Here is a 26,273-nt window from a genome sequence, read left to right as displayed (position 1 = left end):
CCGGTCAGGGGCCGAGCAGGCTACGCGCCCAGCTGAGCAGTTCGGGGTCGGCCAGGCTCCTGACCCACAGGTCGGCCTGCTCGCCGTCCGGGTCCGGCGGGCGCGTCCCGATGCCGATCACCCGGAGGCCCGCCCGGCGCGCCGAGTCCATGCCGGTCAGCGAGTCCTCCACGGCCATGGCCTCCTCGGGCGGTACGCCGCAGAGGCGAGCAGCCACCCGGTAGACGTCCGGCTCGGGCTTCGGCCGAACCTCCTCGCCGGCGACCACGACGTGCTGGAAGCAGCCGAGGAGCCCGGCCCGGTCGAGGCACGACTCCACCGTGGACCGGGGGCAGTTGCTGGCCACCGCGAGGGGGCGGTGGCGGGCGGCCAGCCGGACCAGCGAGGCGGCGCCGGGCATGGTGACCGGGTCCTCCTCGACCAGGGCCGTGAAGGTGCTCAGGAGGGTGTCGGCGAAGTCTCCGGCCAGGTCCGGCTTGCCGGTCTCCTGAGCCATCAGGGCGCCGCACTCGATGTAGTGCACGCCTTTCGCACGGTCGGCGAACCCGGCGGGCGGGGTGAGCCCGAAGAGCCGGAAGGTGCTGTTGCGTGCTTCCTGCCAGTGCCTTTCCGTATCCATCAGGGTGCCGTCGCAGTCGAAGACGATGGCGGACGGGGACCAGGAAAGAATGCGATGAGCTGTCATGTAACCGCCGTTCTCGGAGGCTGCGCCGACCGGTGAGGCACGAGGGCGCAGACATGTGCCGCGAGGCACACCTATGGAAGGGAGGAATCGGACGCGGGCGTCGCTCCGTGACCGCGGCGGCCAGGTCGATTCCGCTGGGGCGCCGCGACGGACTTGAGACCCCGAGGATCAGACCGTCCGAAACATCATGACGATTACGTTATTTCGGCGGCCCTGAATTCCGCAATCACCAATTCGAGTGCACCGGAATATGCGGAGAAGCGCCGGCCGACTGCGCCACCCGGGCGATGAATAATAGGATCGTCGCGCGATGCGACTGCACCCCTCACGAAGGGGTGATACGGCCTTTCACGTCGCGGCGCTAGCACGTATGAGCGAAGGTGGAACAAGTGCAGGACAGGGCGCGCGCAACCCGCAGAGTGCTGCTGGAATCGGCGGCACATCTATTCGTAGAACGGGGATATCTGGGCACGAGTGTCAATGACATAAGTGACCACTCGGGAAAGACCACCGGGGCGATCTACTTCCATTACTCCAGCAAGGAAAAGCTCGCGCTTGCCGTCGTCCGCGAGCAGTTCGCCACCTGGCCGCAGCTCGCCGGCACCTACGCCGCGCCCGGCATCCCCCCGCTGGAGAAGCTGGTCGCGCTCAGCTTCCGCGTCGCCCAGTCCCTCAGCGAGGACGTCGTGGCACGGGCCGGCGCGCGGCTCTGGGCGGAGCGCCGCACCATCGGGGCACCCGTGCCGACACCGTTCGGCGCCTGGGCGCTGGCCTGCGCCCGCCTCCTCGCCCAGGCCCGGACCCGGGGCGAACTCGCGAACGGGGTCGAGCCGTCGGCCGCGGCCGTGGCGCTGGTGTGCGGGTTCTACGGGCACTGCACCCTGACCGACGAGATGCCGGGCAGGCGGGGCTGGACGGAGCGGCTCGAGCAGTGGTGGCGAATGGCCCTCACCTCGCTCCAGGCGGACCCCGATCCGGCGGGCCTGCTCGCCCGGGCCCGCGCCCGTATCCCCGCGCAGGCGGAGGCCTCGCGGGCCGGGCGAGCAGTCGCCTCGCCCCTTCGCCGGTGAGGGCATCACAGGCTCCGGCGTCTTGACGAGGAGGAGTCGCACCCGCTGTACCGCGAGTGGCGGGCGCTGCTGGACACCCATCCCGCGCCGCCGGGGGCGGTGGCGCCGCACGGCCGGGTGATGGTCGCGTGGTCGGCCGTCTCCGACTCGGCGCGGCCGGCCTGCCACATCCGGCCCACCCGGCTGCTCTCCCGCCATGACGCGGTGCGGCCGGTCACCCGATACGGTTCCCCGGCCCGGGCACGCGCCGCCGCACTGCTGATGCCGGCGCTGCCGGGCTCCGCGCATCTGTACCCGGGCGAGGAGTTGGGCCTGCCCCCGGCCGAGGTTCCCGTCGACCGCGTCCTCGACCCGCTGTGGGGGCGTTCCGGTCGCACCGAGCGCGGGCGCGACGGGGCGCGGGTGCCGCGGCCGTGGTCCTGATCACCTCGCGCGCGGCGCCCGAGGTGATCCGTGAGGCGGGCGGCACGCCGGTCCGTACCGGGGCCGTGTCCGGCGGCGAGCACGCCACGCACTACTACTGCCGCGACTCCTGGAACGCGGATACGGGATGCCGGCCGCACTCCACGTCCTCGCCGCGCTCAGCGGCCAGGACGTTCCGTTCTCCGCCCTGACCGGTCGGCCCTGCCTCGGCTCAGCGGTCTGGGCGCTGCGCACCACCCGGCGGGAACTGCGCCTCGCGAACCTGGTCGACCTCGCACTGCGGCTCGCCGGGGAGCCCCCGCCTTAGGCTTACGGGCGTGGAGATCACCGTCCGAACCGCCGCCGAGCAGGACCTTCCCGCGCTGCTCGCCCTCTATCGCGAGCTGAACCCCGACGACGCGGCCCTGTCCCGGGAGGCGGCCCGGGAGGTGTGGGCGCGCATCGCGTCGCAGCAGGGGCGGACCGTACTCGTCGCCGAGGCCGGCGGGGTCGTCGTGGGGACCGCCGACAGCATCGTCATGCCCAACCTGACCCGGGGCGGCCGGGGCATCCTCTTCGTGGAGAACGTCGTGGTCGCCGGGGCCGGCCGCCGGCGGGGCGTCGGGCGGCGGCTGCTGGAGGCAGTGGTGGGTCTCGCCGAGAGGTCCGGTTGCTACAAGGTGCAGTTGCTCGCCGCCGATGACGCGTACGTGCACACATTCTACGAGTCGTGCGGCTTCGAGCCGCGGGCCCAGGGGTTCCGGCGCTACCTCGCGCGGGAGGCGTGACGCGTGGCGCTGTTCAGCCGTCGGCGCCGAAGCGGTCCGGGGCGAGCGTCCTGAGCAGGGCGTCGACCACCAGGTCCGTCGAGGCGGCCATGTCCACGGCGCCGGGGGCCAGCAGCCACTGGACCTGGAGGCCGTCCATCACGGCGATGACGGCGTTGGCCGCGTGCTCCACCTTCGCCGTCCCGTCGTCGGGGAGGTCGCACGCCTCGCGGAGGGCGTCGGCGACGAGGCCCCGCAGTCCGTCGTAGCGGTCCCGGAAGTACTCCTGCGCCGGGTGGTCGTCCGTGACGGACTCCGCCGAGAGGACGGCGTACAGGCGGACGATGCCCTCGCGTTCGGCGTTGCGGATCGCCGTGTCGACCAGGTGGCGCAGGAACGCCAGACCCCGCGGGCGGTCCGGGCCCAGCTGCTCGATGTCCGACTGGTCGCGCAGTTCGAGGACGCTGGTGAGCAGGAGCGCCTTGGACCGGAAGTAGTGCAGGACGCCGGCCTGGGTGAGGCCGACCCGGTCGGCGATCTCGGCGAGCGAGGCGTTGTTGTAGCCACGGGCGGCGAAGGTGTCCATCGCGATGTGCAGGATGTCCCGCTGCCGCTGCTGGGCTTCCGGGCTCCTGGGCGTACGGGGCTTCGCCGACCGGCCGGACCTGCCTGCTGAATGGTTGGTCACCGGCACAGCTTAGACCGGCCGTAACACGGGTCAATGGGGGCGTCCGGGCCGCTGACCTGGGGGCGACGGGCGCACGAGGGCCGCCCGCACCAAAGCGCGCACGACTACTTACTAACCACTTAGTGAGTGTGCTTTCATGTCGCCGTCGTCCACGGAGCCGGGCCCCGCCACGGCGTCCGAGGGACGCGCCATGTCCTCCCCCAGGCATGACCGAAGGAGAGCCGCACATGTCCCACGACACTCCCCCGCGCCCCCGGGCGCGCGCCGCAGCCGCGGCCCTGGCGATGGCCGTCGCGGCCGTCGGCCTGGCCGGCAGCGGTACGGCCGCGCAGGCCGCCGACCCCACGGCTCAGGTATGGGTCACCACCCCGGACGGCGCGAAGAAACTGTCCGCCGAGGGCGGCGTCGCCTTCACGGGCTCGCCGCAGAGCGTCGACATCCGTGTCGACGCCACCAGCAAGGGCCAGCGGTTCACCGGGGCGGGCGCCTCGGTCACCGGGGCATCGGCCCACCTCGTCCAGGGCCTGCCGCAGGACAAGCGGAACGCGCTGATGACCTCGCTGTTCTCGTCCGGCGGCGACGGGATCGGGCTCAGTTACCTGCGCCAGCCGCTCGGCAGCAGCGACTTCAACGCCGACAGCAGCCTGTACACGTACGAGGACACCCCCGGCTCCTTCTCCATCGACGGGGACAAGGCCGAGATCATCCCGGTCCTGAAACAGGCCACCTCGGTCAACCCGGCCATCCGCTTCATGGGCACCCCCTGGTCGCCGCCCGCCTGGATGAAGACCAACAACGCGTTGAACGGCGGCAGCCTCAGGCCGGAGAGCTACCAGGCGTACGCCGACTACCTGGTCAAGGCGATCAAGGCGTACGGACAGCAGGGCATCACGCTGACCGACCTCACCGTGCAGAACGAACCCGAGTTCGCCGCGAGTTACCCGTCGATGACCATGACGGCGTCCCAGCAGGCGGACTTCTTCAAGGTGCTCGACCGTACGCTGACGGCGGCGAACCTGCCGACGAACCTGCTGGCCTTCGACCACAACTGGGACCACCCCAACTACCCCTTGGAGGTGTTCAACGGGACCCCGGGCATGAGCCGGGTGATCGGCGCCGCCTTCCACTGCTACGGCGGCAACCCGTCCGCCCAGCAGCAGGTCGTCGACGCCGGGAAGCGGGTGTTCTTCACCGAGTGCTCCGGTACGGAGAGCGCCGACCGGTCCACCACGTTCGCCGACACCCTCAAGTGGCACGCCGAGAACCTCGTCGTGCAGAACATGCGCAACGGAGGCGAGACCGTCATCGACTGGAACCTCGCCCTGGACCAGAACGGCGGCCCTCACCAGGGTGGCTGCTCGGACCGCTGCAACGGTGTCGTGGAGATCGCGAACGGCAATGTGACGCGTAACGCCGAGTACTACGTGCTGGGTCAGCTCGCCAAGTTCGTCAAGCCCGGCGCCACCCGCATCGGCTCGACCAGCCAGGGAAGCGGCGGGGTCGAGAACGTCGCCTTCCAGAACCCGGACGGCACCCGGGCCGCGTACGTCGTCAACTCGGCCGCGAGCGCGCAGAAGTTCTCGCTGACCGACAACGGCAGGTCGCTGGTCTACACGCTGCCCGCGGGCGCGGTCGCCACCTTCGTGTGGAACGGCTCCGACGGCGGCACCACGGAGCCGCCCACGGGCTCCATCGACCCGTCCGCCTGGTACCGGGTGAAGAACGCCAACAGCGGTGCCTGCCTGGACGCCGCCGACTGGGGCACCGCCGACGGGACCGCGATCCAGCAGTGGAGCTGCACCACCGGTGCCAACCAGAGCTGGCAGTTCCGGTCCGCGGGTGACGGGAGCTTCCAGGTCGTCAACCGGCACAACGGCAAGGTCTGGGACGTCGACGGCGGGCCCGGCGCGACCGCCTCCGGCACTCGCGTGCACCTGTGGTCGTACGTGGGCGGCAGCAACCAGCAGTGGCGGGCGGAGCCGTCCGGCGCGGCCGGCCGCTACCGCTTCGTCGCCCGCAACAGCGGCAAGTGCCTGGCCGTGGACGGTGGTTCCACCGCGAACGGGGCACACCTCTCGCAGCAGCCGTGCGACGGATCACCGGCGCAGACGTTCTCCCTGGAGAGCTGAGCGTCCTTGGCCCTGCGCCCCCGCGAGCGGTCCGCTCGCGGGGGCGTCACGCGTACACCGCCGGGCTCAGCCCAGACCGCGATGGGCGTCCCAGAGCGTGCCGGCGCGGCTCGCCCCCTCGGCGATCAGGTCCGCCAGTTCGGGCCGGTCGGGCACCGGGAACGAAACGTAGGCGCCCCGTCCGCCCTCCACCGGCCGGCCGTACGCCTTCGCGGCGAGGCGGCCGTCGGGGAGGAGCCGGATGTTGAGGGTGGTGAGTAGGAACTCCGTCCCGCGCCGGGTGTCGGTCCAGCGGAGCTCCGCCGGAATCGTGATGTTGACCGCCAACGCGCTCACTTCGAGGTCACTGCTCATCGACGCATGATCCCACGGTGCTCCCCTGCGCCGGGGCGTGCGGCGCATTGCGGTGGGGCACCGTGCTCCCAGGGGGGCCCGCGCGCCCTACCGGGGCCCGTGGGCGGCGGAAATGATGAGCACACCGCAGGTCGACCTGGTGATCCGCACCCCTGCGCGGAAGGAGCCCATCGTGTTGCTTCTCATCTCCCCGGACAGCGTCGAGGAAGCCGTCGACTGTGCGAAGGCGGCGGAGTATCTCGACATCGTTGACGTGAAGAAGCCCGACGAGGGGTCGCTCGGCGCCAACTTCCCCTGGGTCATCAGGGAGATCCGGGAGGCTGTCCCGGCCGGCAAGCCGGTGTCCGCGACCGTGGGCGATGTTCCGTACAAGCCCGGCACGGTGGCCCAGGCGGCGCTGGGGGCCGTCGTCTCGGGTGCCACGTACATCAAGGTCGGGCTCTACGGGTGCACGACGCCCGACCAGGGGATCGAGGTGATGCGGGCGGTCGTGCGGGCGGTGAAGGACTACCGTCCCGAGGCGCTGGTCGTCGCGTCGGGTTATGCCGACGCGCATCGCATCGGGTGCGTCAACCCGCTCGCGCTACCCGACATCGCGGCCCGCTCCGGTGCCGACGCGGCCATGCTCGACACGGCGATCAAGGACGGGTCGCGGCTGTTCGACCACGTGCCGCCGGACGTCTGCGCCGAGTTCGTCGGTCTCGCCCACGCCTCCGGGCTGCTCGCGGCCCTCGCGGGCAGCGTCAAACAGGCGGACCTCGCCACGCTGACCCGTATCGGCACGGACATCGTGGGCGTACGCGGGGCGGTCTGCGAGGGCGGTGACCGCAACGCAGGAAGGATTCAGCCGCATCTGGTGGCCGCGTTCCGGGCGGAGATGGACCGGCACGCCCGGGAGCTCGCGGCCGGCGTCACCATCGTGGGCTGACCGCCGGGATGCGGACTTCTGACGAGGTGGGGCGCGGAACCCGGGACGCCTGGTTCCCCGTGGCCGACCCGGCCACCGGGGAGACCTGTGGGGAGGCCCCCGACATGCGGCCGGACGAGCTGGACGCGGTGATCGGCCGGGCCCACCGGGCCTGGTCCGGGTGGCGGGCCGACGCCGGCGCCCGGACGCACGCGCTGCTCGGCGCGGCCGACGCCGTGGAAGCGGCCGGTGACGACCTGGCGCGGCTGCTCACCCGGGAGCAGGGCAAGCCGCTGGCCGAGTCCCGCGCGGAGGTCGCCCGCACGGCGGCCCGGCTGCGGTACTTCGCGGACCTGGCCCCGAGGACGCGGCGGATCAGCGACGGGCGGCCCGTGCGCAGCGAGGTCCGCTGGCGTCCCGTCGGGCCGGTCGCCGCGATCGTGCCGTGGAACTTCCCGCTGCAACTGGCGGCGGCGAAGTTCGCGCCCGCGCTCGCGGCGGGCAACACCATGGTCCTCAAACCGTCGCCGTACACCCCGCTGGCCACCCGGCTGCTGGGGTCCGTCCTGGCGGCCGCCCTGCCCGAGGACGTGCTGACCGTCGTCACCGGACGCGAACCCCTCGGTGCGCGGCTGGCTTCGCATCCGGGCATCCGGCACGTCACGTTCACCGGTTCCGTGCCCACCGGGCGGGCGGTCGCCGAGGGCGCGGCGGCCTCCCTCGCCCGGGTCACCCTGGAACTGGGCGGCAACGACGCGGCCGTCCTGCTGGACGACGTCGATGTGGAGGGGGTCGCGGACCGGTTGTTCTGGGCCGCGTTCCGCAACTGCGGGCAGGTCTGCATGGCCGTCAAGCGCGTGTACGCCCCCGCCCGGTTGCACGCGGAGGTGGTCGAGGCGCTGGCCCAGCGCGCCAAGTCCGTCACGGTGGGCAGCGGCCTCGACCCGGACACCCGCATCGGTCCGGTCAACAACGCCCCGCAGCTGGCCCGGGTGACGGAGCTCACCGAGCGGGCCCTGGCCGACGGCGCCCGGGCCGCGGCCGGCGGGCACCGGCCGGCCGGGCCCGGCCACTTCTTCGCCCCGACGGTCCTCACCGACGTACCGCCCGAGAGCGCGGTGGTGACGGAGGAGCAGTTCGGGCCGGTCCTGCCGGTGCTGCCGTACGGGAGCGTCGACGAGGCGGTCGACGCGGCCAACGGCACCGGCTTCGGGCTCGGCGGCTCCGTCTGGGGCACCGATCTCGACCGGGCGGAGGCGGTGGCGGACCGGCTGGAATGCGGGACGGCCTGGATCAACCATCACGCCGAGCTGTCCCTCGCCCAGCCCTTCGCCGGGATCAAGGACAGCGGGGTCGGCGTCGCGGGCGGGCCGTGGGGGCTGTACGGGAACCTGCGGCCGTTCGTCGTGCACCGCCCGGAGGAACCATGAGCAGGAGATTCCGGGCGGCGGTGCTGCGCTCGTACGAGGATCCGTTCGCGGTCGAGGACGTCGTCCTGCACACCGAGCCCGCCGCCGGTGAGCTGCTGGTGGAGATCGCGGGCGCCGGGATGTGCCGGACCGACCTGGCGGTGCGCCGGTCGGCCGGACGCAGCCCGCTGCCGGCGGTCCTCGGCCACGAGGGGGCCGGGGTCGTCGTGGGCGCGGGTGGCGGCCCCGGCACGGAGATCGGGCCCGGCGACCACGTGGTGCTGAGCTTCGACTCCTGCGGGCACTGCCGGAACTGCCGGGGCGCGGCCCCCGCGTACTGCGACTCCTTCGCCTCGCTCAACCTCTTCGGCGGGCGTGCGCAGGAGCCGCCCCGGCTCGGCGACGCGGCCGGGAAGGCCCTGGCGCCCCGGTGGTTCGGCCAGTCCTCGTTCGCGGAGTACGCGCTCGTGTCCGCCCGCAACGCCGTCCGCGTCGACCCCGCGCTCCCCGTCGAACTGCTCGGCCCGCTGGGCTGCGGCTTCCTCACCGGGGCCGGGGCGGTGCTGAACACCTTCCGCGCCAGTCCCGCCGACCCGCTGGTGGTCCTCGGCGCCGGGGCGGTGGGTCTCGCCGCGGTCATGGCGGCGGGGGCGGCCGGGGTGCCGGTCGTGGCGGTGGACCGGCACACGCGGCGGCTGGAGCTCGCCGAGCGGTTCGGCGCGGTGGCACTGCCCGCCGACGCGGCCGGGCTGCCGGAGCGCATCCGCCGGCTGACGGACGGCGGCGCGCGGTACGCGCTGGACACGACGGCGTCGCCCGCGCTGATCAACGACGCGCTCCGGGCGCTGCGCCCGACCGGGACGCTGGGGCTGGTGGCCCGGCTGCACACCGCCCTGCCGCTGGAGCCGGGCACGCTGGACCGGGGCCGGAGCGTCCGCCACATCTGCGAGGGGGACGCGGTGCCGGGGCTGCTGATCCCCGTACTGACGGAGCTGTGGCGGGCCGGGCGCTTCCCCTTCGACCAGCTGATCCGTACCTACCCCCTGGCCCACATCAACGAGGCCGAACGCGACTGCGACGCGGGCCGGGTGGTCAAACCCGTCCTGCTCCCGGAGGGAAGAAGCCGATGAACGAGGCATGCGGTACAACGTCCCAGGACCTGGCGGCGGAAGGCGTGGACGGGGGTGTGGGGCTGACCGCTCTGCTGGTCGCCGCCGCCCGTGCCATCGAGACCCGACGCCGTGACAGCCTGGCCCGTGACGTCTACGCCGAGCACTTCGTGCGGGCCGCGCCGGCGTGCGCCGACTGGCCCGTGCGCATCGAGCAGGTGCCCGACGGGGACGAGAACGCGTTGTGGGGCCGCTTCGCCCGCTACTTCGGGCTGCGGACCCGGGTCCTGGACGACTTCGTCGTACGGTCGGTGCTCACGGGCGCCCGCCAAGTGGTGCTCCTGGGTGCCGGGTTGGACACCCGGGCGTTCCGGCTGGACTGGCCGTCGGACTGTGTGTTCTTCGAGGTCGACCGGGCGGGCGTGCTGGCCTTCAAGCACCAGGTGCTGACGGACCTGTCGGCCGCGCCGAGGGTGAAACGCGTGCTGGTCCCGGTCGACCTGCGCGACGACTGGGTCACTGCGCTGACCGCTTCGGGCTTCGACGCGGCGGCGCCGAGCATCTGGCTGGCGGAGGGGTTGCTGTTCTACCTGCCGGGCCCTGCCGAGACGTATCTCGTGGACACCGTGGACCTGCTGGCCGCCGAGGGCAGCGCCCTGGCCTTCGAGGCGAAGCTGGAGGCGGACCTCCTGGCGTACCGCGACAGCGCGATCTACACGGCGACGCGCGAACAGATCGGCATCGACCTGCTCGGCCTCTTCGACAAGGGCCCGCGCCCCGACTCGGCGGGCCGGCTGGCCGCGCGGGGCTGGTCCGCCTCGACGCACACGCCTTTCGAGTTCACCCGGCGCCACGGGCGCGGCCCGCTGCCGGAGCCGAACGACGCGCTGGAGGGAAACCGGTGGGTGTTCGCGTACCGGCGCAGGTGGTGATGGCCGCCGTCGCTACGGCAACGCGCGGGTGAGCCAGACGACTTCGCCGTTCTCCTCCATGGAGAGGTGGTCCCGTACGAAGTCGAGCTTCTCCAGGACCCGGAGCGAGGGCGCGTTCCATGTGCCCACGGTCGACCAGAGCCGCCGCCGCCCGGTCGTGGCGGCGGCAGCGACCACGGCGCGGGCGGCCTCGGTGGCGTAACCCCGGTTGTGCGCACGCCGGAACAGCTCGTAGGCGATCTCGGGCTCCTCCAGGGTGGAGCGGCCGATGATCAGTCCGCAGTACCCGATGAAGTCGCCCTCGTCGCGGCGCTGGATGGGCAGGAGTGCGATGCCGGTGTTCTCCGTGCCGGCGAGCAGACCGGCGATGCCCTTGCGGGCGCGCTCCACCGTGTAGGTCTCCTCGCCGCGTTCGGAGAGGAGTTCGCTGAACCGGGGTGCGTCGGTCCCGGCCCAGGGCCGCAGGATCAGCCGCTCGGTCTCCAGGTGGTACGGCATGGTCGCGTAGGTCGGCATGGACCTACTCTGCCGCACGGCCACGGGCCGCCTTCCACCGAGGTCAGGTCTCCGGTGCGGAGGCGAGCCGCAGCGCGCGGCCGGTCGGCGATGCGGCGTCACCCAGCAGGGCGGCGGGGGTGCCGGTGAAGACCACCCGGCCGCCGTCGTTGCCGGCGCCGGGCCCGATGTCGATGACGTGGTCGGCGCGGGCGATGACGCGGAGGTTGTGCTCGACCACGACGAGCGTGGCACCGGCCCCCAGGAGGTCGTCGAAGAGCACGTTGATCCGGTCCACGTCGCTGGGGTGCAGTCCGGTGGTCGGCTCGTCCAGGACGATCCGCTCGCCGGCCATGTCGTCCACGCCGTTGAGGTGGCGCGCGAGGAGCAGGCGCTGCTTCTCCCCGCCGGAGAGGGTGTCGAGGGACTGGCCGACGGCGATGTAGCCGAGGCCCACGCGTCGCTGCCAGGACATCGCCGCGACGATCTCGGGGTCATCGGGGAACTGGTCCGCGAGTTCGTGTGCGGCCATGGAGAGCACGTCGGCGATGGTCCTGCCGCGGACCGTGACGGCGAGGGCGGTGTCGTTGAAGCGCCGGCCCCCGCAGACGTCGCACGGCGTGGAGACGTCGTCCAGGAACGCCAGCTCGGTGGTGAGGTGGCCCTTGCCCCGGCAGGCCGGGCACGCGCCCTTGGAGTTGAAGCTGAACCAGGACGGGTCCAGGTCCGACGCCCGCGCGAACGCGCCCCTGACGTGGTCGGCCACGCCGAGGATGGACAGCGAGGTGGACCGCTGCCCGCCGCGCAGGGGGTCCTGGCCCACGACGGTGAACTCGGGGTGCTGGAAGGGCAGTTCCCGGGTGGCGAATGAGCTCTTGCCGGAGCCGGCGACTCCGGTGACGGCGGTGAGGACGCCGAGCGGGATTTCGGCGTCGAAACCCGTCAGGTTGTTGGCCCGGGCCTTCCGGACGACGACGGAGCCCTGCCACGGGCGGGCGGTCGTCGCGATCTCCAGCGGTGTCCCGAGCAGCCGCCCGGTCACCGTCCCGCTCGCGCGGAGGGCGTCGGGCGTGCCCTCGAACTCGATGCGCCCGCCGTCGCTCCCGGCGCCCGGGCCGACGTCGATGACGTGGTCCGCGATGCCGATCATCTGCCGGTGGTGCTCGACCACCAGCACGGTGTTGCCCGAGTCCCGCAGCCGGAGCAGCAGATGGGTGAGGAGGTGTACGTCCACGGGGTGCAGGCCGACCGAGGGCTCGTCGAACACATAGGTGACGTCGGTGAGGGCGCTGCCCAGGTGCCGGACGATCTTCACGCGCTGGGCCTCGCCGCCGGAGAGGGTGGAGGAGGCCCGGTCCAGGGAGAGGTAGCCCAGGCCGACGGAGCGGAGGGCGTCGAGCGTGGCGCGGATGCCGTCGAGCGCGGGTTCGACGCGCGGGTCGTGGGTGTCCTCCAGCAGCTCTCGTAACCGGGTGACCGACATGGCCGACCAGTCCGCGAGGGAACGGCCGTCGATCAGGCTGGACCTGGCCGCCTCGTTGAGCCGGGTGCCGTGGCACTCCGGGCAGGTGTGGCGGGTGGTGATGCGGTCCAGCTCCTCGCGGACCTGTGGCGAGATCTTCGTCGGGTGGTTCTTGACGAAGGTGTCGCGTACACGGGTGACGACCCCGTCGAACCGGGCGGTCTTCGGGAACTCCGGGTCCGGGTTCGGCGGTTTCAGCTGCTCGGCGTGGAGGAAGAGGTCCATCTCCTCGTCCGTGTAGTCCTTCAGCGGCTTGTCCCGGTCGAACAGACCGCAGTACGCGAACCGCTTCCACCGGTATCCGCCCCGCCGGAACAGGCTGAACCGGACGGGTCCCTCGTCGATGGACTTCTGCGGGTCGATGAGTTCGGCGGGGTCGATGTCGACCACGGTGCCGATGCCCTCGCACTCCGGGCACATCCCGGTCGGGTCGTTGAACGAGTACGCGGGCGTGTAGCCGGCGGAGGGTTCACCGATGCGTGAGAACACGAGCCGCATCAGCGGTGCGACATCGCAGGCGGTGGCCACCACCGACCGGGCGTTCCCGGTGAAGCGGCGCTGGTCGATGAGTGCGGTGAAGGTGAGCCCGTCCATCGACTGGACCTCGGGCGCGGGCAGTTGCGGCAGCCGGTTGCGTACGAACGTCGGGTAGGCGTCGTTGACCAGCCGCTGGGCCTCGGCCGCGATCGTGTCCAGCACCAGCGACGACTTGCCCGAGCCGGACACGCCCGTGACGACGGTGAGCGCCTTCTTGGGCACCTCTACGGTGATGTCCTTGAGGTTGTTCGTCGCCGCGCCGACCACGCGGATCACCCCGGCCGCATGCGCATCGCTCATCAGGGGAGCGTACCCAGCCGCCTGTGCCCTCATGGGTGAGGGCGCCCGGCATTTCGCGTACCGGGCGCCCCGGAAGGTCAGCCCGCGGCGGCGTTGAGCAGGTCGAGCGCGCTCTGCTGGCAGCCGTAGTCGGTGGTTCCGCCGCCGCCGTTCCAGTGCGGGCCGTACTGGTCGAGGGCGTTGCGGTCCCGGTCGTGGGCGCTGTCCGCCCAGCGGTCGAGCGGCACGGCGTACGGGTGGTCGGAGAGCGCGCGGTCGAGGGTGCCGAGTCCGCGCACATAGGCGCCCTTGAAGCTGGGGCCGTCTCCGGTGCAGCCGTCGCCCTCGCCGGGTTCGCGCAGGACGCCGTCCGTCTGGAGCCGGACGGTGGACGCGTCGGCCAGACCGCGCGCGGTCGTCAGGAGACCCTGGTCGCCGGTGGCCCGGTGCAGTTCGGTGAGCGCGCCCAGGATGACGCCCTGGTTGTAGGTCCAGGTGGGCTGGCCGTTGTTGGCGCAGTTGCCGTCCAGCCCATCGTTGATCATGCGGTCACCGTTGATCATGCCGCTGCGCCGGAACCAGTCCCACTCGTTCTTCGCCCGCTCCAGGTAGACGGTGTCGCCGGGGATGCGGTTGTGCAGGGCCGCGGTGAGGCCGAGGAAGAGTTCGTTGGTGATGGCGTTCTTGTAGTTGCCTCCGGTGTTCCACCGGACCCCGCCGCCGCAGGTGCCGTTCCAGTTGGCGAACATGTGGTCCGCGTCGGCCCGTGCGGTGTCGAGGTAGCGGCTCTCCCCCGTCAGGTCGTACGCGGCGATCCAGGCGAGGCCCCACCATCCGGTGTCGTCCAGGTATTCGTTGCGGAACCGGCCGCCCTGGGCGTTGATGTTCTTCTCGTACGTGTCGGAGATGGCGTACCGGTAGCTGCCCATGCCGCTGATCCGGATGTTGCCGATGACGGCGGTCAGCGCGTTGGCGGCCGTCCACCAGCCGTTGCCGCCGAAGAGTTTGGTGTTCCGGTCGTACGACATCATCAGGGCGGTCGCGGCGGCGGTGCTCCTGCTGCCCGCGTTCCAGGTGGTGCGGGCCCAGGGGGTGCACGCGATGGCGCCACCGCCCGCCGGTTGCCCGCAGGCGCGGAGGGCTCCGACACCCTGTGTGTTCCAGTCGTCCACGTTGTACATCTGGGTGCGCCAGCCCCGGCCCCCGGACGGCACGGCGGTGTCACCCAGCTTGCTGCCCGACGCCCAGGTCCTGCCGCCGTCCATGGACCGGTCCAGCCAGACGCGGTCACCCGCCCCGCCGTTGTCGAGGGAGCCCCAGCCCATCGCGTCGGTGTCGTCGAAGTGGAGGGCGATCGTGCGGGAGCCGACGGTGGCGGTGACAGGGGTCCGGTCCTGAGGGCTGAGCGCCGGGTCCCGCGCGTCGCAGTACGTGTTGCACACCGCCGCCTCCGGGGCAGCGGCGGCGGGCACGGCGCCGACGAGAAGCGTGGACAACGTTGTCAGGACGGCACCGACGAGGGCCGCCCGGGGGCGCGCAGGCTTCATGAAGGACTCCCGGAACGAGTGGGGGCGGCGGAGGGCACTCCGCCGAGGCTCAGGAGAACGCTCTCCGACGCTAGCGAAGCGCCATGGGCACGTCAACACTTCGGGCCTCCTGCCCCGGCCGCGGGCGCGCTCGGGGCAGGATCGAGCCGGCATGGCCGCCGTCGACGCGGAGGGCGCCGCCCGTGGTGGCGGCCGGATGCGGGCGGGGCCGCAAAGGGCAGCGGTCCCGTCAGCCCGACACGTGCAGCCCGAAACCCGTACGGCCCACCGGTTCCAGGCCCTCCTTCAGGTGCAGGGAGGGGATCTCGTAGTCGCCGAAGTTCTGGCGGCGGTACGGGATCGGGGCGGTCGACTCCAGCGTGAGCAGGCGTTCCTGCCATGCCTTGGCCGCTTCCGGGTAGTCCGTGGCGGTCATCCGGTCGGTGCCGTACAGGACGAACGGCGGAAGGACCTCCAGGCCGGGGTAGTGGAGGATGCCGTGCTGGATCGGGAACAGCAGGTCGTCGATGGGGCCGTTGATGCCTCGGGGCGAGTAGTGGGATTCCAGGCCGCCGACGGTCACCGAGAGGAGGGCGCGGCGGCCCGCGAGCGTGCCCTCGCCGTAGCGCTCGCCGTACTTGGTGTCGCTGTGCTCGCCGACGCCGTACGCGAAGTGGTACGTGAACACGCGGTCCACCCAGCCCTTGAGGATCGCCGGCATCGTGTACCACCACAGGGGGAACTGGAAGATGACGGTGTCCGCCCACAGCAGCTTCTCCTGTTCGGCGCGCACGTCCGGGGTGAGCGTGCCGGCATCGAAGGCGCGGCCGGAGTCGCGGGCCGGCTTGAGCGGGTCCGAGGCGTCGGGCCCGTAGTCCGCCGCGTCGACGGTGGTCTTCCAGTTCATCGCGTACAGGTCGCTCACCCGCACCTCGTGCCCGGCGGTCTCCAGGGTCGAGACCGCGAGGTCCTTGAGCGAGCCGTTGAGGGACTTCGGCTCGGGGTGGGCGTGGACGATGAGCGTCTTCATGGGAACCGCACTCCTTCGGATCGGATGGGTTCGATCCTGGACGCCCGGGCGCCCGGTGTTCAGGGGCGCCGCTTCCGTCGGACGGGACTTCCTGGTAACGGCAGGGCCACCCTTGTGCGGGACGGGCGTGGCCATACTGGGAGCATGGACGATCTCGCGGGATTCCTGCGGACCCGGCGCTCCCGGGTCGACCCGGCCTCGGCCGGCATCTCCGCCGACAGCCGTCGCCGGGTCGCCGGACTGCGCCGCGAGGAAGTCGCGCACCTGTCCGGAGTGAGCGTCGACTACTACGTACGCCTGGAGCAGGGGCGCGCGACCCAGCCCTCGGAGCAGGTCCTGGACGCGCTCGCCCGTGTCCTCGGCCTGGACGAGACCGAGCGCGAGCACCTCGACCGGCTCGCCCGCCAGCGGCGCCGGCGCGCGAAGATGCCCGGCGGGCGGGTGCGGCCGGAGCTGCTGCGCGTGCTCGGCCTGGTCACCGACGCACCCGCGCTGCTCATTGACCACCGCATGGACGTCCTCGCGGGCAACCGCCTGGCCCGGCTGCTGTACGGCCGGCCCCTGCCGGGCATGAACACCGCCCGGCACCTCTTCCTGGAGGAGACCGAGCGGGGTCTGTACGCGGAGTGGGAGCAGTGCACCCTGGACGCGGTCGGCCACCTGCGGCTGGCCGCCGGAAAGTATCCGGACGACGCGCGGCTGGCCTCGCTCATCGGGGAGCTGTCGATGGGCAGCGACCGTTTCCGCCGGCTGTGGGCCCGCGCGGACGTGCGCGCACGTACGCATGGGCGCAAGGTGTACCGGCACCCGCTCGTCGGCGTGTTGGAGCTGCACCAGGAGAACTTCAACCTGGCGGACGCGTCGGGCCGGGAGATGGTGGTGCTGTCGGCGGCCCCCGGCAGCCCGGCGGAGGACGGGCTGCGGCTGCTGGCCGGGCTGGGGGCCGACGCGGACTTGGAGAGCCGCAGCACACCCAGCCGGTCCCCCGTCCCCGAGGAACGCCCCCGTTAGCGCGCCGCCTCGAAGCGCGCGAGGTGGTCGTCGCTGAGCCGGACGTCCCGGGCGGCGAGTGCCTCCTCGACGTGTTGTACGCGGCTCACCCCGACGATCGGGGCGATGCCCTGGTGCAGCAGCCACGCCAGGACGACCTGGTTCCTGGTCGCGGAGACCTCATCGGCCACCTCGTCCAGGACCGCGAGCACCCTGGTGGTGCCGGGGTGGTCGTACGTGTCCGGGAACGGCTTGTCCGGGCGCGTGTAGGAGCCCCAGAGCAGGGAGCTGTACGCCCACACCTCAAGCCCTTCCGTCTCGGCGAGGTCCAGGTCCTCGGCGGTGAGCAGTCGGTGGCCGCCCTCGGCGAGCGGGGTGAGCGGGCGCGGCTGGACGAGGGAGTGGCGCAGTTGCAGGGCGGTCCACGGCTCCGCGCTCTGCTCGCGGGCCAGGGCCCGGGCCCGCTCGACGCGCCAGGCGGTGTGGTTCGCGGCGCCGACCCGCAACGCCACGCCCTTGGTGACCAGTTCGCCGAAGGCTCCGACCGTCTCGGTCAGGGGGACGGCCCGGTCCTCGGCGTGGGCCCACAGCAGGTCGACGTGGTCGACGCCGAGGCGTTCCAGGCTCTCCGCCACGCCCGCGTGGACGGCCCGGGCGGACAGCCCCTCCGCGCTCTGCGGCCAGGAGTGCGGGACGAGCGGGTTCTGCCGCACCTTGGTCGCGATCCGCACGGCTTCGCGAGCGCCGGGGCGGGCCGCGAGCCAGGCACCTATGACGCGCTCGCTGGCGCCGCCGACGCCGCTGGGGTCGGCCCAGAAGGAGTAGCAGTTGGCGGTGTCGAGCCAGTCGCCGCCGCCGGCGACATAGGCGTCGAGGATCGCGAAGGAGGTGTCGGAGTCGACCTGCGTGCCGAAGCCCATGGTGCCCAGAACGATCCGGGGGCTCATGTCGTTCATGTTCGTGTGGTTCATGTTCGCGTGGTTCGTGTCTGCGTGGTCCATGTCCGTCATGCTCGGCGTTGAAGTGCGCTCCAGGTCAAGCCGGCAGTTCGAAACCCTCAGGAGTCGTGGTGGCGGATCTCGCGGAATCGGTCGAGTCGATGGAACAACTCACCGTCGGCTGGCGGACCATGGTGCTGGACCGGAACGCCGGCGCGGATGTACGGGACCTGCCCGGGATCGCCGTGCGCTGGGCCGACTGCGGCTTCGTGTTCTGGAACTGCGTCACCCTCACCGATGTCGGCGCGGACGCGGCGCTCGCCGCCCGGCGCATGAGTGAGGCGGCCGATATCATGCGGACGAAGAGGCGGCCCGGCTTCCTCTGGGTCTTCGAGGGGCTGCTCGACGCGGAGGCGCGCGCCTCGCTGGACACGGCGGCCGAGCGCGCCGGTCTGGCGTACGCCTTCTCCGGCACGGGCATGGCGGGCGACCTGTTCCCGCTGCCCGAACCGGTCCACCCCGAGCTGGAGTTCGTTCGCGTGAGCGAGGAGGACCAGCTGTTGGCGTACGCGGATCTGAACTCGCGCGCGTACGGCTTCCCCCTGGAGGCGGGCCGCGACGGGCTGGCGGGGTCCTCGTTGTGGAGGAGCGGGGTGCACGCCTATCTGGGCCTGCGGCGGGGGGTGCCGGTGACGTGCGCCGCGACGGTGGAGGCGGCGGGCCGGCTCTTCGTCGTACTGGTCGCCACCGATCCGGCCTGGGAGCGCCGGGGGTACGGGGAGGCGGTGACGCGCAAGGCGCTGTACGAGGGAGCCCGCGCCACGGGCCTGACCCGGGCCACCCTGCACGCGACGGCGGCGGGTGCTCCGGTGTACCCCCGGATCGGCTTCACCCCGAATTCGGCCATGCGCTTCTACGGCTCGCAGGGGTGAGGCGAGGCGGCCGGCGCTGTCACAGAACCATGACATCCGGGGTCACAACCCGGGGCCCGGGTGGCCTGTCGAACTGTGTGAGACGGCGGGCCGATCCACCCGTCGCCGGCGGGACGCGGCAACCGGCCGCGCCGCCCACACTTCCTGGGGGAATCTTGCACACCCTTGCGCGCACCGTGCGTTCGTCCGTCGTCGCCTCGGCCGCCGGGCTGCTGCTGACCATCACCGGAGCCGCCCTGGCCCCGGGCGCCCTGGCCGACACCGCCCCGCCGGAGCTGGCGGTGTCCACCGAGGCACCCGCGGAGATCGGCCTCGGCGGCCTGCCGGTCGCCTTCACCACCACCGCGTCGAACACCGGCATGTCCGACACGTCCTCGGCCCGGTTGATCTACCGCATCGACGGCGGGGTTGCCCTGCCGGACAACGCGCTGAGTCTGGAGTACCGGCTCGACGGCTCGACGTGGAAGAAGATCCCGTTGGGTATCGTCGAGGGCACCGTCTGGGGCGGTGAGCTGCCCGAACAGCTCGCCCTGGCCGCGGGGAAGTCGCAGACCGTGCAGATGCGGATCGGCCTGCCCATGGGTACCCCGCACAACGGTGCCAGTAACGGGGGCACGGAGCATCTGAAGCTGACGACGATGATCTCCTACGGGGCCTCCGGCGCCGCCAATGCCACCGATTTCGACTTCGTCGGTGTGAACGGGCTGACCACCCGCCTGATCAACGTGCCCACCACCGCGACCGCCGGAGGGGCAGCGATCACCTTCAAAGCCACCGTCAACAACCCGACCTCGTCGGCGTACGAGAACGTCACGGACGTCCTGTTCACCAACCGCTACACCACCGTCCAGGTACGGCGCTCGGGCACGTGGACGACGCTGAAGCCGGTCACCGCCGCCGCCGAACCCGATGTCTACGGCTACGACGTCATCGGCAAGGACGCCTCCCTCGCCGCGCACGGCACCGCGACCGCCGACGTCCGCGTCTCCTACCGCAAGGACGCGCCACTGGGCAAGACCGAGCTGTCCCCGTGCGCGATCGTCAACGAGGGCTCGATCCCGTTCAGGGGCATCACCAGCTGCGGCGCGAAGGCCACGGTCACCGTGCAGAAGGCAGCGGCCACAACCGGCACCGCGTCCCCGTCCCCCTCCGCCACCGCGTCGTCCTCCCCCGCCACGACGGGCAACGGGGCCGACGCGACCTCCTCCGGCATGACCGCGCAGCTGGCCGAGACCGGGAGCAGCGGCCTCTCGGCGACGGCGCTGGGCGCGGCGGGCCTGGTCGCGGCCGGGGCGGGCGCCGTGGGCTTCACCGCGGTACGCCGCCGGCACGGCCGGGCCTGAGCGCACGGCGGACGGGCCCGGTCCCCGGCGGCAAGGCGTCGGGGGCCGGGCCCGTCCGGTCACGCGGGGTCAGGAGGCGATGAACCGCGCGACCTGGCCGAGGACGACCGTGTCGGCCAGGTACCCGATGTGGGTCTGGCAGAGCACGTTGTTGTTCGTCGCGCCGCTCAGGCGGGTGCTGGTGTACGGGAGGATGATGCCGTCGCACGCCGAGTACCAGGTGGCGTACTTGGTGTCGCCGGGGGTCTCGTCACCTGAGGTGATCTGCGAGATGAACGAGGAGCCCGGGTACATCTGCTGGCAGGTGGTGTAGATCAGGCAGGCACCGGCGTACGTGGTGCCGTGGTTGGCACCGGCGATGGACGCGAGGTGACTGACGCTGGTGTTGCCGCCGAGTACCTTCAGGTAGTACTGGCTGACGAGACCGCCCATGGAGTGGTTGACGATCGCGACCTTGCTCGCCCCGGTCCGGGACTTCACGTTGTTGACGAAAGCGGCCAGGCCCTGGGCGTTGGTGATGTTGTTGCCGTAGGAGTCGTACTCGTACGCGAACAGGTTGGAGCTCGACCAGCCGTTGAGGCGGAAGACGCTCATGGCGGTGACCCAGTTGGAGGCGCTGCCGGTGTAGCCGTGGACGAAGACGACCGGGGTGCTGGTCGACAGCGGCTGCACCGCGGCCGCGCGGGCCGGGGCGGGCGTCTCGGCGGCGCCGGCCGCGGACGCCGGGGAGAACAGGGTGAACGCGACCGTGACGGCCGCGAGGACGCCGAGGAGCCGACGCGGTGAACGACGAGGCATGGGGCACTCCTGAGGGGAACGCGGGGATGTGGTTGCCTGCCCGCACAAGGTGCCGGGCACCGGGTGCCCACGCCATCGGCTAAATCACCGGTCTTCGGGCCCGTCGCCTCCGCCGCGGCGGTGACGACGAGTCGTTGCCGTCCTTATGGACACCGCGCCATGGGCGTGCTCTCATGCCACTTGCACTTTTCCAACGATGCACAACGAGCGGCGCGGTGCTGAAGGACCTGCCGGTCGGCGTGAGAACGGAGTCCCACATGAAACCTCCATCAGCGAGGCGGCGCAGAGGGCTGCGGCGGTGGATCGGTGGAGCCGCCGTCCTCGGGACCGCCGCGGCCATGACGGTGACGGGCACGGCGGGCCCGGCGTCGGCGGGCGGTCCGCACAGCCACCGGATCCCGACGGTCACCTCGGGCGACGCCCGGTTCCAGGTGCTGTCCCCCACGCTGATCCGGACCGAGTACGCGGGTGACGGCGCGTTCACCGACGAGGCGACGTTCAACGCCATCGGCCGCGACTCCTTCGCCCCGGCGGCGTACACCGCGAAGACGGCGGACGGCTGGCTCACCCTCAGGACGAGCGCGGTGACGCTGCGGTACAAGGTCGGCTCCGGGCCGTTCGACGCGAAGAACCTGTCGGTCCGGCTCAATGCCGGCGACTCCCCCGTGGCCGCCACCCCCTGGCACCGGATCACCTGCGCGCCCGGTGCGCTCTGCGAGGCGGAGAACCTGCGGGCGGGCGGGGTCTCCGTGGCGTCGGACCACGACGGCTACACCGGGTCCGGGTTCGCCGCCGGCTTCGAGAGCACCGGCGCCTCCCTGTCCTCTGACATCGATGTCAAAGGGGCGGGCGCTTACCGGTTCGCCGTGCGGTACGCCAATGCGCGCGGCGGCGACGGCAAGAGCGAGCCGCGCACCCTCACCCTGTCGGTGGACGGCGGCGACGAGCAGCGGGTGACGCTGCCGCCGACGGCGGACTGGGACACCTGGGACACCGCCTTCGCCGATGTCCGGCTGGACGCCGGGCACCACACGGTGGGCCTGACCCGGGGCGCCGCGGACTCCGGCAGTGTGAACGTGGACAGCGTCGCGCTGCTGGGCGGGGGCGAGGCATACCCGCCCGCTTCCAGCACGGCGATCGCCGACTGCCGGTTCGGGGTGAGCTGTGAGGCGGAGGCCGGGCGCGTCATCGGTTCGGCGGCCGCCGCCACCGATCACCAGGGCTTCGCCGGGACGGGCTTCGTCGCCGAGCTCAACCAGGGCTCCTCGCTGACCACGCGTGTCGTGGAGGTCCCCTCGGCCGGCCCGTACACCCTGCGCGTCCGCTACGCCAACGGCCCGGGCGGCGACGGCCGGCACGAGACGCGCACCGCCACCGTGTCCGCGGGCGGCGCCACCGGCACCCTGTCGCTCCCCGCGACGGACAGCTGGGACACGTGGTCCACGGCCACCCTGCCCGTCCACCTCGATGCGGGCGCCAACGACGTCACCCTCGCCTGCCCGGACGCGGGGAGCTGCCATGTGAACGCGGACACCGTGTCCGTCGCCGCGACCGGCTCCCCGGCTCCGCAACCGCACCTGGCCCTCGGCGGATACCGGCGCGGCCTCGACGGCGTCACCGGCAACGGCGCGCCGCCCGTCACCACGCCCGGGCTCCTCAACCAGGACGGCTGGTACCTCCTGGACGACACCCCGTCCGCGCTCTACGACTCCGCGTCCCGGAAGGTGACCCAGCGCTCCGGGCACGGCGGCGCCCCGTACCAGGACGGCTACCTCTTCGGCTACGGGCACGACTACAAGCAGGGCCTCGGCGACCTGGCGACCCTCACCGGACCGCCCGCGCTGCTGCCCTCCTGGGCGTACGGGGTCTGGTACTCGGAGTACATCGACCGCACGGACGCGGACTACCGGAACACGATCCTGCCGAAGTTCCGGTCGGAGGGCGTGCCGCTGGACGTGCTGGTGACGGACACCGACTACAAGGCCGTCAACGCGTGGAGCGGCTGGGAGATCGATCCGGCCAGGTTCCCCGACCCGAAGGGGTTCTTCGACTGGTCCGCGTCCCAGGGCCTGCACAACACGCTCAACGTGCACCCGAGCATTCTCGCCGCCGACCCCCAGTTCGCCCAGGCCCAGAAGACCGCCAAGGGCAAGCTGAAGAAGGGCAGTTGCGGCGGCGGTGCGGGGCCGGACTGCTACGTCTTCGACTTCGGCGACCCCGATCAGTTGCAGGCGTACATGGATCTGCACCGGACCATGGACGAGCAGGGCAACGACTTCTGGTGGCTGGACTGGTGCTGTGACGCGGCGCAGTCGTCGCTGCCCGGCGTGACCCCGGACGCGTGGATCAACCAGCAGTACGCGGACGCCACCGGCCGGCACCTGGACCGGCCGTTCGTCCTCTCCCGCGCCTACGGGTCGCTCCAGGCCGCCGGGTACAGCGGCCAGCAGTCGGTGCCCACCGGGCCCTGGGCGGACAAGCGCACCACGGTCCACTTCACCGGCGACACGTCGTCCACCTGGGGCACACTGAAGTTCGAGGTGGGCTACACCCCGGCCGAGTCGGCGGCGACCGGGATGGCCAACGTCACGCATGACATCGGCGGCCACAACGACACGACGGGCCTGAAGGGCTCGGAGACGTACACCGACGGCGGCGGCACGCACACCACGACGAAGCTGCCCGACGACCTGTACGCGCGCTGGGTCCAGTTCGGCACCTTCCAGCCCGTCGACCGGCTGCACAGCAACCACAGCGACCGGCTGCCCTGGCAGTACGGCCCCGAGGCGTCGGCGTCCGCGAAGAAGTTCCTCAACCTGCGCGAGAGCCTGCTGCCGTACACCTACACGCTCGCCGAGGAGGCCAACCGGACCGGTGTGCCGATCGTCCGGCCGGTGTATCTGGAGTACCCGGAGGAGCGGCAGGCGTACGAGACGGCCGGCAGCGAGTACTTCTACGGCTCCGACCTGCTGGTCGCCCCCGTCACCACGCCCGGCGCCTCCGCGAAGACCTCGGTGTGGTTCCCGCCGGGGCGGTGGACGGACTACTTCACCGGTAAGACGTACGAGGGCGGCACCACGCAGGAGGTCACGACGACGCTGGACACCATGCCGGTGTTCGTCAGGGCGGGCGGGATCGTCCCGAGCCGCACGCATGACGTCGCCCACGACGGAGCGGCCGGCGCGAACGACCTCACGCTCACGATCGCCCCGGGCGGTTCCGGTTCGTTCAGCCTGTACGAGGACGACGGGGGCGCCCTCGGCAGCGTCCGGAGCGCCACGACGAAGATCTCCTACAAGGAGTCGGGCGCACGCCACACGGTGTCCGTCTCCCCGGCGAGGGGGTCCTTCCGGGGTCGGGCGAAGGACCGGGTGTGGACCCTGTCGGTCAAGGCGGACCACGCCCCCGAGCGGGTCACCGCGAGCGGGACTCGCCTGTCCGCGCACGCCTATGAGTGGGACGCCGCGTCCAAGACGCTGACCGTCACCCTGCCGAAGCGCAACGTGCACGCGCCGGTGACCGTCACGTACTGGTAGCAGCGGTCCGGCAGCCGGTCAGTCCTTGCTGGCCGGCTGCCAGGACAGGCCCCAGTCGTACGCGAGGTCGACGGCCTGCTGCTTGAGGATGCCGGGCGGGAGGATGATGTACTTCGCCTCCCGGCGGACGATGAGTTCGCCGTTGATGTTCTCGATGAGGGCGATCGCCGCCACGGGCGCGGGGACCGTGCACTCGTCCAGTTGCACCTCGATCGGCGGACCGGCGGGCGGGTGGAGGGTGGCCACGCCGTGCAGACCGGCGAAGCTGGACGCGCCGGAGTAGATGGCCACGAACACCAGGAGGCGCTTGATCTCGGCGGTGTGGTCGAGGTTGATGGTGAGGTTCTCGCCGTCCTCGCTGCCTCCGGTCCGGTCGTCCTGGTCCAGCTGGACGTAGGGCGGCTGGTCGTACGAGCCGAACTGGTTGTTGATGGGGTGGACGATCCCGCTCGCCCCGTTCTGCAGCTCCCACAGGCAGGAGAGGTCCAGGTCCACGTCTTCGAGGCGGACGGCGTCGCGGCCCTTGTTCATCCAGCCGCGCGGAGGCGTGCGGGCGCTCCAGGAGAGGTTGACCCGCATGGCGCCGGACGTCGCTCCCTGTTTGGTGAGGGAGACCGAGGGCGCGGTCTTGGTCAGCGTGATCTTCGACAGCCGTACGGGCGGAGGCGCGGGCGCGGCGACCGGCGCGGGGGCCGCGGGCTCGTCCACGGTGATGCCGAAGTCGGTGGCGAGACCGGCGAGTCCGGAGGCGTAACCCTGGCCGACGGCGCGGAACTTCCACGCGCCACCGCGCCGGTACAGCTCCCCGAGCACGAACGCGGTCTCCGTGGTGGCGTCCACCGGGTCGAACCGTGCCGTCTCGGCGCCGGTCGCCGCGTCCAGCACCCGGATGTAGAGGCCGGACACCCTGCCGAACGTCCCGTCCGTCGAGGCCGCGAGGACGACGGTCGCGATGTCCTCCTCCACCGCCGCCAGAGACACCTGGATCGTCTCGACCACGCCGGTGCCGTCCTGCCGCCGCCCCTCGTGCCGCACGGCGCCGCGGGGGTGCACGGGCTGGTTGTAGAACACGAAGTCGTCGTCCGAGCGGACCCTGCCACCCGCCGTGAGCAGCAGCGCCGAGGCGTCGACATCGGGTGCGCCGGGGCCGGTACGCCAGCCGAGCTCCACCCGCACGACCGGACTCGCGACCGGTGTGTTGGCTCCCTTGCGCAAGGACATGTGGCTCCCCCTCAGCAGTCCGCCCGTCTCCGGCAGCGTACGGAATGCGGAGTGCCCGTCATGGGCGAAGCGGGGAATTGGGTGGCCCCGCCCCGGCGGGACCCGGGGACGGGGCCGGTGAGCGGCGCGGATCAGCGGACTTCGAGGGTCCGCTGCTCCTTGAACGAGGCGCAGTTGGAGTTCTCCACGGACACGTACACGTTGGCGATGTGGCCGCCCCAGCTGACGCAGTGGCCCTTGCCGTAGACGTAGGCCGGGCCGGCGTACGACGTGTAGTTCCCGTAGTCCCCCGCCGACTCGTCGGTGTCCGAGACGTAGATGTTGGTGGACATCTCCTTCGCGGTGCCGGGGGTGGACCGGATGGTCACCACACAGTTCCTGCCGTTCGACGCGTTGTAGGTCAGGTAGACCGTGCCGAGGGAGCCCACGGCAGCGGAGTTGACGGTCTTGTACGAGCTGCCGCAGACCTTCTGCGGGGTGGTGTTGGGCGCGGCCGAGGCGGTCGGGCCGAAGGCGGCCGTCGCGCCCACCATGAGGGTGGTCAGGGCCCCGGCGGTAGCGAGAGTACGGATGTTTCGCATATTTCCCCCTTGTAGCTCCGGGAGTGGTTTGCTCCCACTTGTTGGGACCTCCGAGAGGCACGGATGGTTGTATACGGATTGCCGGGGACCTGC

23 protein-coding genes and 1 pseudogene are annotated in these 26,273 nt (G+C 71.9%); 13 read left to right on the top strand and 11 right to left on the bottom strand.

Going from position 1 to position 26,273, the window contains the following annotated elements; all coding sequences use genetic code 11:
- Positions 1-4 precede the first annotated feature (4 nt).
- A complete protein-coding gene (locus ABZ565_RS23925; protein ID WP_361030363.1) occupies positions 5-685 on the bottom strand; it encodes an HAD family phosphatase in 681 nt (226 codons plus the stop codon).
- Positions 686-1,074: 389 nt separating this feature from the next.
- Here ABZ565_RS23925 and ABZ565_RS23920 point away from each other — a divergent pair, with 389 nt between their 5' ends.
- From ABZ565_RS23920 to ABZ565_RS23905, 4 genes and pseudogenes are all read left to right on the top strand, one after another.
- A complete protein-coding gene (locus ABZ565_RS23920; protein WP_361030360.1) occupies positions 1,075-1,755 on the top strand; it encodes a ScbR family autoregulator-binding transcription factor in 681 nt (226 codons plus the stop codon).
- Positions 1,756-1,875: 120 nt separating this feature from the next.
- The gene (locus ABZ565_RS23915) at positions 1,876-2,178 is read left to right on the top strand and encodes a hypothetical protein (RefSeq protein WP_361030357.1); all 303 of its coding nucleotides are present in this window, start codon (positions 1,876-1,878) and stop codon (positions 2,176-2,178) included.
- Positions 2,175-2,347, top strand: a pseudogene (gene manB / locus ABZ565_RS23910) (phosphomannomutase/phosphoglucomutase); the annotation flags it as partial. The gene ABZ565_RS23915 and the pseudogene manB, both read left to right, overlap by 4 nt.
- A gap of 148 nt (positions 2,348-2,495) precedes the next feature.
- Entirely contained in the window at positions 2,496-2,945 is a 450-nt protein-coding gene (locus tag ABZ565_RS23905) for a GNAT family N-acetyltransferase (RefSeq protein WP_361030355.1), read from the top strand.
- 13 nt (positions 2,946-2,958) lie between these two features.
- On the opposite strand, the gene ABZ565_RS23900 is transcribed toward ABZ565_RS23905, so the two are convergent.
- Positions 2,959-3,522, bottom strand: coding sequence for a TetR/AcrR family transcriptional regulator (locus tag ABZ565_RS23900; protein ID WP_361030416.1), 564 nt, complete (start codon positions 3,520-3,522; stop codon positions 2,959-2,961).
- A gap of 317 nt (positions 3,523-3,839) precedes the next feature.
- Between ABZ565_RS23900 and ABZ565_RS23895 the strand changes: the two genes are divergently transcribed.
- Complete coding sequence (locus tag ABZ565_RS23895; protein WP_361030352.1) at positions 3,840-5,741, top strand: RICIN domain-containing protein; 1,902 nt, start codon at positions 3,840-3,842, stop codon at positions 5,739-5,741.
- A 66-nt stretch (positions 5,742-5,807) separates the two neighbouring features.
- Here ABZ565_RS23895 and ABZ565_RS23890 read toward each other — a convergent pair whose 3' ends face one another.
- Complete coding sequence (locus ABZ565_RS23890; protein ID WP_361030349.1) at positions 5,808-6,095, bottom strand: hypothetical protein; 288 nt, start codon at positions 6,093-6,095, stop codon at positions 5,808-5,810.
- A gap of 172 nt (positions 6,096-6,267) precedes the next feature.
- Here ABZ565_RS23890 and ABZ565_RS23885 point away from each other — a divergent pair, with 172 nt between their 5' ends.
- From ABZ565_RS23885 to ABZ565_RS23870, 4 genes are read left to right on the top strand one after another with little or no spacing between them, the layout of a single operon-like run.
- Positions 6,268-7,023, top strand: a complete 756-nt coding sequence (locus tag ABZ565_RS23885; RefSeq protein WP_361030346.1) for a (5-formylfuran-3-yl)methyl phosphate synthase — start codon at positions 6,268-6,270, stop codon at positions 7,021-7,023.
- 8 nt (positions 7,024-7,031) lie between these two features.
- Positions 7,032-8,432, top strand: coding sequence for an aldehyde dehydrogenase family protein (locus ABZ565_RS23880; protein ID WP_361030344.1), 1,401 nt, complete (start codon positions 7,032-7,034; stop codon positions 8,430-8,432).
- The gene (locus ABZ565_RS23875; protein ID WP_361030341.1) at positions 8,429-9,541 is read left to right on the top strand and encodes an NAD(P)-dependent alcohol dehydrogenase; all 1,113 of its coding nucleotides are present in this window, start codon (positions 8,429-8,431) and stop codon (positions 9,539-9,541) included. Before ABZ565_RS23880 ends, ABZ565_RS23875 begins: the two co-directional genes overlap by 4 nt.
- Entirely contained in the window at positions 9,538-10,452 is a 915-nt protein-coding gene (locus ABZ565_RS23870; RefSeq protein WP_361030338.1) for a class I SAM-dependent methyltransferase, read from the top strand. The genes ABZ565_RS23875 and ABZ565_RS23870 overlap by 4 nt, the downstream gene beginning before the upstream one ends.
- A 12-nt stretch (positions 10,453-10,464) precedes the next feature.
- Here ABZ565_RS23870 and ABZ565_RS23865 read toward each other — a convergent pair whose 3' ends face one another.
- The 4 genes from ABZ565_RS23865 to ABZ565_RS23850 form a co-directional block, all read right to left on the bottom strand.
- Complete coding sequence (locus tag ABZ565_RS23865; RefSeq protein WP_361030335.1) at positions 10,465-10,968, bottom strand: GNAT family N-acetyltransferase; 504 nt, start codon at positions 10,966-10,968, stop codon at positions 10,465-10,467.
- Between the two features lie 43 nt (positions 10,969-11,011).
- The gene (locus ABZ565_RS23860; protein ID WP_361030332.1) at positions 11,012-13,306 is read right to left on the bottom strand and encodes an excinuclease ABC subunit UvrA; all 2,295 of its coding nucleotides are present in this window, start codon (positions 13,304-13,306) and stop codon (positions 11,012-11,014) included.
- Positions 13,307-13,383: 77 nt separating this feature from the next.
- Positions 13,384-14,832: a glycoside hydrolase family 76 protein gene (locus ABZ565_RS23855; protein ID WP_361030329.1), complete on the bottom strand. Its 1,449-nt coding sequence runs from the start codon at positions 14,830-14,832 to the stop codon at positions 13,384-13,386.
- 229 nt (positions 14,833-15,061) lie between these two features.
- A complete protein-coding gene (locus ABZ565_RS23850) occupies positions 15,062-15,841 on the bottom strand; it encodes an NAD(P)H-dependent oxidoreductase (RefSeq protein WP_361030326.1) in 780 nt (259 codons plus the stop codon).
- A gap of 144 nt (positions 15,842-15,985) precedes the next feature.
- Here ABZ565_RS23850 and ABZ565_RS23845 point away from each other — a divergent pair, with 144 nt between their 5' ends.
- The gene (locus tag ABZ565_RS23845; RefSeq protein ID WP_361030323.1) at positions 15,986-16,852 is read left to right on the top strand and encodes a helix-turn-helix transcriptional regulator; all 867 of its coding nucleotides are present in this window, start codon (positions 15,986-15,988) and stop codon (positions 16,850-16,852) included.
- Here the strand turns inward: ABZ565_RS23845 and ABZ565_RS23840 are convergent.
- Positions 16,849-17,787: an aldo/keto reductase gene (locus ABZ565_RS23840; protein ID WP_361030413.1), complete on the bottom strand. Its 939-nt coding sequence runs from the start codon at positions 17,785-17,787 to the stop codon at positions 16,849-16,851. The genes ABZ565_RS23845 and ABZ565_RS23840 overlap by 4 nt on opposite strands.
- A 113-nt stretch (positions 17,788-17,900) precedes the next feature.
- Here ABZ565_RS23840 and ABZ565_RS23835 point away from each other — a divergent pair, with 113 nt between their 5' ends.
- Both ABZ565_RS23835 and ABZ565_RS23830 read left to right on the top strand, forming a co-directional pair.
- Complete coding sequence (locus tag ABZ565_RS23835; protein WP_361030320.1) at positions 17,901-18,701, top strand: GNAT family N-acetyltransferase; 801 nt, start codon at positions 17,901-17,903, stop codon at positions 18,699-18,701.
- Between the two features lie 176 nt (positions 18,702-18,877).
- Positions 18,878-20,044 (top strand): hypothetical protein, encoded by a 1,167-nt coding sequence (locus ABZ565_RS23830; protein ID WP_361030317.1) that lies wholly within the window; start codon positions 18,878-18,880, stop codon positions 20,042-20,044.
- A gap of 69 nt (positions 20,045-20,113) precedes the next feature.
- Here the strand turns inward: ABZ565_RS23830 and ABZ565_RS23825 are convergent, their stop codons facing one another.
- On the bottom strand, positions 20,114-20,842 hold the full coding sequence (locus ABZ565_RS23825) for an alpha/beta fold hydrolase (RefSeq protein WP_361030314.1): 729 nt from the start codon (positions 20,840-20,842) through the stop codon (positions 20,114-20,116).
- Between the two features lie 338 nt (positions 20,843-21,180).
- Between ABZ565_RS23825 and ABZ565_RS23820 the strand changes: the two genes are divergently transcribed.
- Positions 21,181-24,378, top strand: a complete 3,198-nt coding sequence (locus ABZ565_RS23820) for a TIM-barrel domain-containing protein (RefSeq protein WP_361030410.1) — start codon at positions 21,181-21,183, stop codon at positions 24,376-24,378.
- A gap of 18 nt (positions 24,379-24,396) precedes the next feature.
- On the opposite strand, the gene ABZ565_RS23815 is transcribed toward ABZ565_RS23820, so the two are convergent.
- Entirely contained in the window at positions 24,397-25,599 is a 1,203-nt protein-coding gene (locus ABZ565_RS23815; RefSeq protein ID WP_361030311.1) for a TerD family protein, read from the bottom strand.
- Between the two features lie 131 nt (positions 25,600-25,730).
- The gene (locus ABZ565_RS23810; protein WP_361030308.1) at positions 25,731-26,180 is read right to left on the bottom strand and encodes a spore-associated protein; all 450 of its coding nucleotides are present in this window, start codon (positions 26,178-26,180) and stop codon (positions 25,731-25,733) included.
- Positions 26,181-26,273: the final 93 nt, after the last annotated feature.

The sequence above is a fragment of the Streptomyces sp. NPDC016469 genome (genome assembly GCF_040632905.1).
In the GTDB taxonomy this organism is placed as follows: domain Bacteria; phylum Actinomycetota; class Actinomycetes; order Streptomycetales; family Streptomycetaceae; genus Streptomyces.
The sequence above is the reverse complement of the archived record's forward strand: the minus strand, read 5'-3'. Positions and strand labels throughout refer to the sequence as shown.